The organism is Bartonella sp. CE47NXGY (assembly GCF_042195415.1).
In the GTDB taxonomy this organism is placed as follows: Bacteria; Pseudomonadota; Alphaproteobacteria; order Rhizobiales; family Rhizobiaceae; genus Bartonella.
The window spans coordinates 1-1,683 of record NZ_JBHIOI010000121.1 but is presented as its reverse complement, the minus strand read 5'-3'; the positions used below and the strand labels follow the sequence as shown (position 1 = coordinate 1,683).

The following is a 1,683-nucleotide window of genomic DNA, read 5'->3' as shown; positions in this document are numbered from 1 at the left end:
GAATTTATAAACACTGGTTTATTCACAAATGCCTCCATACTGCCTATTGGCAAAAGTTATTTTCTAAGATATGGAGTAATTAATACGTTTTTCGTAACGATGTGTCAATAGATAAAATACGAAAAACGTATTTTTATTTTTATAAATCTATTCGATTTTGTTTATTATCATTAATGTTAATGAGGTGCTTATGATAGAAAATATAAAAGAAAAGCAGCTATCCATCATGCTAAATAAATTAACCGAATGTGAAAAAAAAGCTTTTATGAATTTCTTGCTGCGAGCAGAGATTTTAAAAGATCCTCGACAATCTTCTTTTCAGAATCATTCGCTTGTGAATATAAGTAAAGAAAATCATCAGAGTAAGGTCCAGAAATAGGTGAAGAATCTTTAAAAAACTCCATAATTTTAACTAACTCATCTGCCTTAATATCTCTCATTTCCCTATTTGTATTAAGATTAATCATATTGGATATAGCTGGTCTTCTTATACCAAGATGGGCGGCAAGCTTGGCTTGGCTCCCTCGTCCCATTTTATCAAGCTCTTTTTTTATCCAAATTTTTAGCTCTTTTTGCCTAATCATAATTAAGTTTATTCCTTATTTTTAAAGTCCTTACAATATAAAAAATACAATGATACGTTTTTCGTATTGACTAAATATTTTTGATATCGTATTTTTATCGCTATGATAAAAACATATACGAAAACCGCAAAACTCATAATTGAGTATCTAGGTGGGTATAAAAAAGTTGCTAATATCGTTAATCGCAATGTTATTGTAATTAGAAAATGGGCTTACCCTTTTGAAAAGCGAGAGGGTAAAGGCGGCATCATTCCAGCTAAATACCAAATTATGCTTTTAAATTATGCGCGTGATCATGGGATAGATTTGCGTCCAGAAGATTTTTTTTATCCCGAGCGCTTGCAGAGATTAATGCAAGAGCAACACCCCCCAATGACTACATTTGCAAAAAGTTCCGGCGTTGATAGCGCGCGTGAGACTTTGCAGCCTTAAGGAGGTGATGATGGCTGTAGAAAAGAAATACGAACTTACTGATGAAACAATTGAGTTTGCTGGAAAAACTCTTCACCGCATTCGTGCATTGAGAAGCTTTGGAAAAGTTAAAGCAGGTGATGTTGGTGGTTTTGTAGAGAGTGAAGGCAACCTCTCTCATGAGGGCGATTGTTGGGTTGGGAATAGGGCATGGGTTTATGGTGATGCACGTGTTTTTGGCAATGCCAAGGTTCTTGGTTTTTCTCATGTTTATGACAATGCCCGTGTTTATGAGAATGCCAATGTTCTTTTAGCAGCTGCGATTTATGGCAACGCCAAGGTTTGTGGTAATGCGCATGTATTTGGCAATGCCAAGGTTTGTGATGAAGCTGCGGTTTTTGGTAATGCTTACGTTTACGATAATATCCATGTTTATGGCAGCGCCAAGGTTTATGGCAACGCCAAGGTTTGTGGTTATGCCAAGGTTTGTGATGCTGCTAAGGTGTTCGGTCATGCCGTGGTTTATGGTAAGGCCAAGATTTATGGAAATGCATATGTTTGCGGCACTGAAGAATATGGTGGCGACAGAGTTTATATGTGTTCACATAATGCAAACGAAGCGCATAAGAATGATGATGGTAAGCCTCGTATAGAGCTTATACCGCCGTTGGCACTGCTTGAAATCGGC

3 protein-coding genes are annotated in these 1,683 nt (G+C 36.8%); 2 read left to right on the top strand and 1 reads right to left on the bottom strand.

The window, feature by feature from the left end; all coding sequences use genetic code 11:
• Nucleotides 1–263 precede the first annotated feature (263 nt).
• Nucleotides 264–584, bottom strand: a complete 321-nt coding sequence (locus ACFIL3_RS10005; RefSeq protein WP_375612651.1) for a helix-turn-helix domain-containing protein — start codon at nt 582–584, stop codon at nt 264–266.
• 102 nt (nt 585–686) lie between these two features.
• Here ACFIL3_RS10005 and ACFIL3_RS10000 point away from each other — a divergent pair, with 102 nt between their 5' ends.
• Complete coding sequence (locus tag ACFIL3_RS10000) at nt 687–1,016, top strand: hypothetical protein (protein ID WP_375627058.1); 330 nt, start codon at nt 687–689, stop codon at nt 1,014–1,016.
• A gap of 10 nt (nt 1,017–1,026) precedes the next feature.
• A partial coding sequence (locus ACFIL3_RS09995) for a hypothetical protein (RefSeq protein WP_375682210.1) occupies nt 1,027–1,683 on the top strand: 657 nt, incomplete at its 3' end.

Excerpts from the sequence above, each read along its gene's own strand:
- ACFIL3_RS10005 (WP_375612651.1), bottom strand. The coding sequence starts at position 584 with ATGATTAGGCAAAAAGAGCTAAAAATTTGGATAAAAAAAGAGCTTGAT.
- ACFIL3_RS10000 (WP_375627058.1), top strand. The coding sequence starts at position 687 with ATGATAAAAACATATACGAAAACCGCAAAACTCATAATTGAGTATCTA.